This is a genomic window from Actinomadura sp. NPDC048394, from assembly GCF_040651755.1.
Classification (GTDB): domain Bacteria; phylum Actinomycetota; class Actinomycetes; order Streptosporangiales; family Streptosporangiaceae; genus Spirillospora; species Spirillospora montaniterrae.
In genome coordinates, this window is the sequence record NZ_JBEZJL010000119.1 from 1 (window position 1) to 7,231 (window position 7,231).

Annotated in this window: 6 protein-coding genes; 1 reads left to right on the plus strand and 5 read right to left on the minus strand. The window is 74.1% G+C overall.

Translation table 11 applies throughout. The features are described 5' to 3' along the window. Positions 1–105: 105 nt before the first annotated feature. The 5 genes from AB0C78_RS47325 to AB0C78_RS47345 form a co-directional block, all read right to left on the minus strand. Positions 106–1,296 carry an MFS transporter gene (locus AB0C78_RS47325; protein WP_360761611.1) on the minus strand — a complete coding sequence of 397 codons (1,191 nt, stop codon included), beginning with the start codon at positions 1,294–1,296 and terminating at the stop codon, positions 106–108. Between the two features lie 125 nt (positions 1,297–1,421). Next, positions 1,422–2,978 (minus strand): FAD-dependent monooxygenase, encoded by a 1,557-nt coding sequence (locus tag AB0C78_RS47330; protein ID WP_360761613.1) that lies wholly within the window; start codon positions 2,976–2,978, stop codon positions 1,422–1,424. Continuing rightward, positions 2,975–4,570 carry a bifunctional 3-(3-hydroxy-phenyl)propionate/3-hydroxycinnamic acid hydroxylase gene (locus tag AB0C78_RS47335; RefSeq protein WP_360761615.1) on the minus strand — a complete coding sequence of 532 codons (1,596 nt, stop codon included), beginning with the start codon at positions 4,568–4,570 and terminating at the stop codon, positions 2,975–2,977. The genes AB0C78_RS47330 and AB0C78_RS47335 overlap by 4 nt, the downstream gene beginning before the upstream one ends. Before the next feature lie 4 nt (positions 4,571–4,574). Then, the gene (locus AB0C78_RS47340) at positions 4,575–5,501 is read right to left on the minus strand and encodes a VOC family protein (RefSeq protein WP_360761617.1); all 927 of its coding nucleotides are present in this window, start codon (positions 5,499–5,501) and stop codon (positions 4,575–4,577) included. Between the two features lie 38 nt (positions 5,502–5,539). Continuing rightward, the gene (locus tag AB0C78_RS47345) at positions 5,540–6,385 is read right to left on the minus strand and encodes a fumarylacetoacetate hydrolase family protein (protein ID WP_360761618.1); all 846 of its coding nucleotides are present in this window, start codon (positions 6,383–6,385) and stop codon (positions 5,540–5,542) included. Between the two features lie 85 nt (positions 6,386–6,470). On the opposite strand from AB0C78_RS47345, the gene AB0C78_RS47350 reads away from it, so the two are divergent. Continuing rightward, positions 6,471–7,199 carry an FCD domain-containing protein gene (locus tag AB0C78_RS47350; RefSeq protein WP_360761619.1) on the plus strand — a complete coding sequence of 243 codons (729 nt, stop codon included), beginning with the start codon at positions 6,471–6,473 and terminating at the stop codon, positions 7,197–7,199. Positions 7,200–7,231: the final 32 nt, after the last annotated feature.

Sequence of the window (7,231 nt, forward strand, 5' to 3'; positions counted from 1 at the left end):
GGTCCGGGTCGCGCAGCCGCCGCATGCACTCGTTGCGGGCCAGCGCGTACAGCCAGCCGCGGAACCGCTCCGGCTCCCGCAGCACCGAGACGCGCTCGTCGCCGCCTACGCGCACGTCTCGACCGCGATCAGGGCCGCGCCGAGGACCGCCGGGATCATGAAGGCGAAGAACCCCGCCTTCGGCGAGGTGACCAGGTCGGTGGCCACCGCGACGTACGACGGGCCGGCGACCGCGCCGAGCCGCCCGACGCCCAGCCCGAGCCCGAGCCCGGTGCCGCGCAGCCGCGCCGGGTAGAACGCCGTCATGCAGGCGATCACCATGTTCTGGCCGCCGAGCGTGCCGAGCCCCGCCAGCGCCGACACCGCCAGCAGCAGCACGTGCGGCTGCGGGGTGCTCAGGACGAACAGCGCCACCGCCGCGAGCACGAACCCGCCGAGCGTGACCGGCTTGAGGTGGCCCCGGTCCGCCACGACCGAACCGCCCAGGCTCCCGGCCGTCGCCCCGACCGTGAAGGCGATGGTGAACTCCAGCGACGACCCCAGGTCATAGCCGGACTTCATCATCACCGCCGGCAGCCAGGCCGTGGTGCTGTAGACGAGCGCCATGCTCATGAAGGACGCGCACCAGAACAGGACGGTGGCGCGGCGGCTGCCGGAGGTGAACAGCTCGGACAGGCGCGTCCGCTCCCGTCCGGGCCCGCGGCGTCCGGCGGGCGCGTCCTCCTTCATCCGCCAGATCACCGGCACGAGCAGGACGGGCAGCGCGCCGAACAGGAACAGCCACTGGAAGTGCAGGTCCGGCAGCAGGAGCCGGCCGAGCACGGCCGACGCGGTGCCGCCGACGCCGATGGCGCCGAGCGCGATGGTCAGATGCAGCGTCCGCCGCCGCGGCGGCGCGGCGTCGGTGACGTAGGCGCTGACCAGCGGGGCGAGCGCGCCGATCCCGACGCCGGTGCAGAACCGGGCGGCGGCGAACAGGCCGAGGGACGGCGCGAACGTCGCCGCCGCCATCGCCGCCGAGATCCACACGACGGCGACGGTCAGCGGGAGGCGGCGTCCGCGCCGGTCGGCGGCCCAGCCGGCGAGGACGGAGCCGAACGGCATGCCGAGCGCGGTGACGCTGCCGAGCATCCCGAGGGTGTCGTGGGTGGCGCCCCACGGCTTGTACTGCAGCAGGCTCGGCCCGACGGTGCCGATGGCGAACACGTCGTAGCCGTCCACGAACAGGATGAGGCAGGCGAGGACGAGCACGCCGGCCTGCCGCCTTCCGGCGGCGGGTTCAGGGGTCGCGGACATCGGATCTCCTTACGCAGGGGTGGGTGCACGCGGGGTTCGGAAACGGACAGCGCAGGAGCAACCGAACGCAGCGTTGACGGGGCGCCCGGCCGCGAGCCGGGCGCGTCGACGCGTCTTCGGGCGTGTCAGTCGAGGTGGCCGACCGCCCGCCGGAGGATGTCCGGCGGCGAGGCGGGGACGTCGCCGGTCCAGGCGACGTGCTGGTCGGGCCGGACGAGGCGGAGGCCCGTGGTGTACGGGTCGTCGAGGACGTCGAGCGGGACGCCGAGGTCGGCGGCGGCCTTGGCGAACGCCGCGGCGCCGGTGGCGGACGGGTTCGCGATCAGGGTGAAGCCGCGTCCGAGACGGTCGTAGAGGGAGTCGCCGGGGGCGAGCCAGCGGTGCAGGAGCCGCCCGCCCGCGTCGCCGGCGACGATCGGTGAGCCCCGGTAGGTGTAGCCGAGGACGAGGTCGAGGCTGTGGAACTCGGCGTCCTTGGTCCGCTGCACGGCTTCGGCGACGGCCGGGCGGGCGGCGGCGAACTCGGCGTCGGTGCCGGCCAGCCGCCGGTCGGCGAGTTCGGGGGCGAGCGTCGCCATGTTGCGGGCGGCCTCGGCGATCGTCCGCGCGGCGACGGGCCGGCGTTCGGGCTCGTAGCTGCGCAGCAGCGTCTCCGGCGCCCACCCGGACAGGACGGCGGCGAGCTTCCAGCCGAGGTTGACGGCGTCGCCGATGCCGGTGTTGAAGCCGTGCCCGCCCCACGGCGGATTGAGATGCGCGGCGTCGCCGGCGAGGAAGGTCCGGCGGGTCCCGTACCGCTGCGCGAGCAGCATCTTCGCCTTCCACGGGTCCGTCGCGACGATCTCGGCGTCGACGTCGGCTCCGACGAGCCCGCGGACGATCCCCAGCGGGTCGGCGCCTCCTTCCTGCTCGGTGACGCCCTGCGCGATGCACCACCAGGTGTCGCGCAGGTCGAGCCGGCCGACGAGCCCGGGACGGCTCGGATGCAGGACCCAGTAGTGCACGGCGGGCCCGTGCGGCACGCGTTCGGCGAGGCCGGGGGCGCGGAAGACGATGTTGAAGTTGGGGCGTGCGTCGGCGGTGCCCTCGTAGGCGACGCCGATGGCCTCCCGGACGGTGCTCCAGGCGCCGTCCGCGCCGATCAGGTAGGCGGCGCGGACCTGCTCCGCGGTGCCGTCGGGCGCGGTGCCATCGGGCGCGGTGACGGTCGCGGTGACGCCGTCGTCGTCCTCCTGGACCGCGCTGACGGTGCGGCCGGTGAGCAGCCGGGCGTGCCGCGAGCGGGCGACCGCTTCCCGCAGCACCTGCTCGACCGCCGGCTGCGGGATCTGCTGGCCGGGCTCGGCGACCAGGTCGTCGCCGGCCAGGTCGAGGCCGAAGCAGCCGTGGAACCGCGTGATCTCGCGGCCGAGCAGCCCCGTGGTGAACACGGCCTGGTCGGACCAGGCCACCGGCAGGGCCGCCCGTTCGCGCACGGCGCCGGCGAGGCCCCAGCGGCGGAACAGCTCCATCGTCCGCGCCGAGGTCGTCTTGGCGCGCGGCCGCAGCCACGACACCTCCTCGCGGGGCTCGACGACCAGCGACCGGACGCCGTGGTGGGCTAGTTCCAGAGCAGCGGCGAGGCCCACTGGGCCGCCTCCGGCGATCAGTACCGGTACGCGGTGCGGCGTTTCGTTCGTCACGAGGCGCGCCCTTCCTCGGTCGGAACGGAGAGCCGCGCCCTCATCTGGCCGATGAGTTCGTGCAGGCCGGTCGGGCTTTCCGCGGCGCCGAAGAGGTAGAAGTCGGGGCGGATCACGGCGGCGATGTGGTGGTGCTCCCTCATGTGCGGCAGGTAGGCGTTCTCGGTGTCGGTGTAGCCGTCGACGGGTGCCCCGGCATCGTCCGGCGAGTGGAGCGGGACGAGCACGGCGCCGATGCGCCGGAGGAACTCCCGATCGTCGCCGTCCAGCGCGTCGCCCGCGGCGGCGCCGTCGAGCAGGACGGTGAAGCCGCCACCGGTGATCTCGTCCAGCAACGCGGTCTTGCCCTGCCGGGTGACGCGGTGCTGGGGCGTGAGATGCCCGACGCGGGCGCGGCGGAGCCCGTCCGGGCCGCGCTGGAGGACGCCGTCCCCCAGGACGGGCGGCGGGGTGGCGGGAAGGACGCGCGCCGGGTCGGCGCCCGCCGCGATCATACGGTCGTCGCGGGTGGCGGCCTCGTCCTCGCCGAGGACGCAGATGACCCGGCCGAGCGCCATCGACATGCCGATCGCGTGCTGGACGTGCTCGCGGCGCTCGGTGGTGTAGGTGTCGAGCAGGCCGGGCCCGGCGACGCCGCGCAGGACGAGGTCGAGCTTCCAGGCGAGGTTCATGGCGTCGCGCATGCCCGAGCACATGCCCTGGCCGGCGAACGGCGGCATCTGGTGCGCGGCGTCCCCCGCGATCAGCAGACGGCCGTCGCGCCACCGCTCGGCCCAGCGCGCCTGGAAGGTGTAGAGCGCGTGCCGTTCCAGCGTGGTGTTCTCCGGGGTGCGTCCCCAAGGCTCCAGCAGGCGCCACGCCGATGCGACGGTGTTGAGGTCCTCGGGGCTCTCCCCCGGCAGCCGCATGAACTCCCAGCGGCGGCGCCCGGGCCCGCCGGACACGATCGTGGTGGGACGGGCCGGATCGCACAGCTGCCAGTTCATGGGCGACCATTCCCGCTCGTCGCGCGGGACGGTGTCGACGATGAGCCAGTCGAAGAAGAAACCCAGGTCGGTGACGTCCGTGCCCATCCGGTCGCGGACGGAGCTGTTGGCACCGTCCGCGCCGACGACGTAGCGGGCGTGGAAGGTGGAGTCGCCGCCCTCGCCCGTCCGCGCGGTGACGCGTACGCGGTCGCCGGTGTCGTCGAGCCCGGTGACCTCCAGGCCGCGGCGGACGGTCACGCCGGGCAGTTCGGCGACCGCGGCGGTGAGCACGGCCTCCAGCTCCGGCTGGGAGAAGAAGTTGGCGACGGGCCAGCCGCTGGGGCCCGTCCCCGACCAGTCGATGCGGACGAGGGTGCGCCCGTCCCGGTTCCGCCATTCGTAGAAGTCGGACACGGGCTCGGTGACGCCGCGGACCTGCTCGGCGACGCCCGCCGCCTGGAAGATCCGGCCGATCTCGTCGTCGAAGTGGACGGCGCGGGGCAGCGGATACGGGCGCGGGCGGCGCTCCAGGACCAGGACGCGGTGCCCCGCGCGTCCGAGCAGCAGCGCCAGCAGCTGCCCGACGGGCCCGAAGCCGACGATCGCGACGTCGTGCTCGGTCACGCGGTCACCGCCCCGCGCCGTGCGTGCCGGTCATGAGCTCGGCGAGGTCGTCGGGGTGCAGGAAGGACGGGGGCGGCGGCGGTCCCCAGTTGAACAGCCCCTTGGCGCCTTCGAGTGTCTCGGGTGTCCAGAGCTGGTCGTCGACGATGCAGTCGAGGTCGGAGTAGTACTCGGAGAAGTTGCCGGCCGGATCCTTCAGGTACCAGAAGAAGTTGGAGCCGGCGTGGTGGCGGCCGAGGCCCCACACATGCCGTTCGGGGTGGCCCTCCAGCATCGCCGACGCGCCGCGCCCGACCTCGTCGATGTCGTCGACCTGCCAGGACGTGTGGTGCAGGAAGCAGACGGGCGCGGCCAGGACCAGCAGGTTGTGGTGGTCGGTGGAGCAGCGCAGGAAGACGCCCGCGTCCTTGATGATGTCGCTGGTGCGGAAGCCGATGCCGTCGCGGAAGAACGCGGTGGTCGCGGCGAAGTCGGTGGTCGCCAGCACCGCGTGGCCGAGCTTGCGCGGCCGCACCGGCTCCTCGCGCAGGACGCCGGGTGCGCGGGTGCCGGTCCGCTCGAACCGTCCGGGCCCGTTGTAGGGGGTGGGCGGGACGGGTTCCTGCCGCAGCCGGGGCGTCGCCTCCACCACGGCCCGCACCCCCGTGACGGGCTCGACGGCGGTGAGGGTCGCCGCGGACCGGTCGCAGGCCACGCCGAGCCGGTCGAGGCGGGCGGCCGCCGCGCCCAGGTCGTCGGGCGAGTCGGCGCCGATGTGCATCTCCACGAGGCGGCGGGTCGGGCTCGGCACGATGCGCAGCTGGCGCCCGCCGTCACGGGTGCCGAACCAGCCGCCCGTATCGGGCCGCAGCCCGAAGTCGGCGTAGTAGTCCGCGGTCTCGGCGACGTTGGGGACGCCGATGGTGACCGAGATCAGGCGGTGCAGGGACATGGTGTCTCCTCGGCTTGGGGGGTGGGAGCCGGAGGCGGTCAGGCGGGGACGAACCGCTGGCGCAGCTCGCCGATGCCCTCGATGTGGCTGACCAGCTCGTCGCCCGGGGCGAGCCAGCGCTGCGGGTCGCGGCCGAGGCCGACCCCCGCCGGGGTGCCGGTGAAGACCAGGTCGCCGGGCAGCAGCGGCAGCACCGCCGACAGCCGCGCGACCAGCAGCGGGACCGAGAAGATCAGCTCGCTGGTGCGGCCCTTCTGCACCTCCTCGCCGTTGATCGCCGACGTCAGCTCCAGGTCGTCGGGATCGTCGAACTCGTCGGGCGTGACGACCCACGGCCCGGTCGGCGCGAAGCCGGGGAACGACTTGCCCAGGCTGAACTGCGGGGCCGGCCCGGCGAGCTGCGTGACGCGCTCGGAGACGTCCTGGCCGGTCATGAGCCCGGCCACGTGGTCCCAGGCGTCGGCCTCGGCGACGTCGCGCGAGTGCCGCCCGATCACGGCGACCAGCTCGACCTCCCAGTCGGTGTGGCCGCCCGGCGGCAGCGTCACCTCGGTGACCGGGCCGGTGATGCTCGTGACGAACTTGGTGAACACCGGCGGCAGCCCCTCGGGCACGTCGAAGCCCGACTCGGCGGCATGCTCGCGGTAGTTCAGCCCGATCGCGAAGACCTGCCGCGGCGCCGGCACGGGCGCGCCCAGCTCGGACGGCTCGACCGGGACGCCGTCCGGCAGCGCGGCCGACACCGCCCAGTCCCGGAAGCCCTCCCAGTCGGCGTAGACGGCCTGCGGATCGGCCCCGAACCTGCCGCCGCTCGCCTGCTCGACGTCCACCGCCCGGCCGTCGCGCACGATGACCAGCCGCCCGCCGAGGTTCCCGATCCGCATCCGCACTCCCTAATTCAGCATGATGATTAGGGCGATAATGCATGCAGGTCTCGTCGGGCGTCAAGGGATCGGCCTGCTAATGTGCATGACGAATTCAGCAGAGGAGGACCGGGTGCCCGTACACGCCGACGGGACGGCCGGCACCGGCCGCGCCGAGCAGGCCGCCGACCGCATCGCCGAACTGGCCCGCGCCGCCGAGCCGGGCGCGCGCCTCGGCACCAAGGGCGAGCTGCGGGCGCTGTGCGGGGTCTCGGTCTCCACCTTCAACGAGGCGCTCCGCCTGCTGCAGGCCCGCGGGCTGGTCGCGGTCCGCCCCGGTCCGGGCGGCGGCCTGTTCGCCGCCGAGCAGTCCCCCATGGTCCGGCTCGGCAACTCCATGCTGGCGCTCGACGCCGAGCAGACCTCCGTCGCCGAGGCCATCCGGATCCGCGACGCCCTCGACCCGCTGCTGATCGAGGACGCGCTGTGGCACGCGTCGCGCGCCGACATCGGCGAGATGCGCGAGATCGTGAACGACATGGGCGCCGCCGCCGCCGGCGAGGACGCCACCGCCTTCGTGCACGCGAACTGGCGGCTGCACGCCCGGATCGCCGCGGTCAGCCCGCACGTCCTGCTGCGCTCGCTGTACGCCAGCCTGCTGGACCTCATCGAGGCCCACACCCGGTCCGTGCAGCCCGACGGCGAGCGTCCCCTCACCCCGTACCTGAAGGAACGCCACGAACTGCACGCCGCCCTGGTCGACGCCATCGCCGCGCACGACCGCGAGGCCGCCATGCGGATCATCCACGACCACAGGACCGCCGGCTCCCTCTAGCCGTCGCGGCCGCGTCCGCGCCTGTCGGCCCT

Excerpts from the sequence above, each read along its gene's own strand:
- AB0C78_RS47350 (WP_360761619.1), top strand. The coding sequence starts at position 6,471 with ATGACGAATTCAGCAGAGGAGGACCGGGTGCCCGTACACGCCGACGGG.
- AB0C78_RS47345 (WP_360761618.1), bottom strand. The coding sequence starts at position 6,385 with ATGCGGATCGGGAACCTCGGCGGGCGGCTGGTCATCGTGCGCGACGGC.
- AB0C78_RS47340 (WP_360761617.1), bottom strand. The coding sequence starts at position 5,501 with ATGTCCCTGCACCGCCTGATCTCGGTCACCATCGGCGTCCCCAACGTC.
- AB0C78_RS47325 (WP_360761611.1), bottom strand. The coding sequence starts at position 1,296 with ATGTCCGCGACCCCTGAACCCGCCGCCGGAAGGCGGCAGGCCGGCGTG.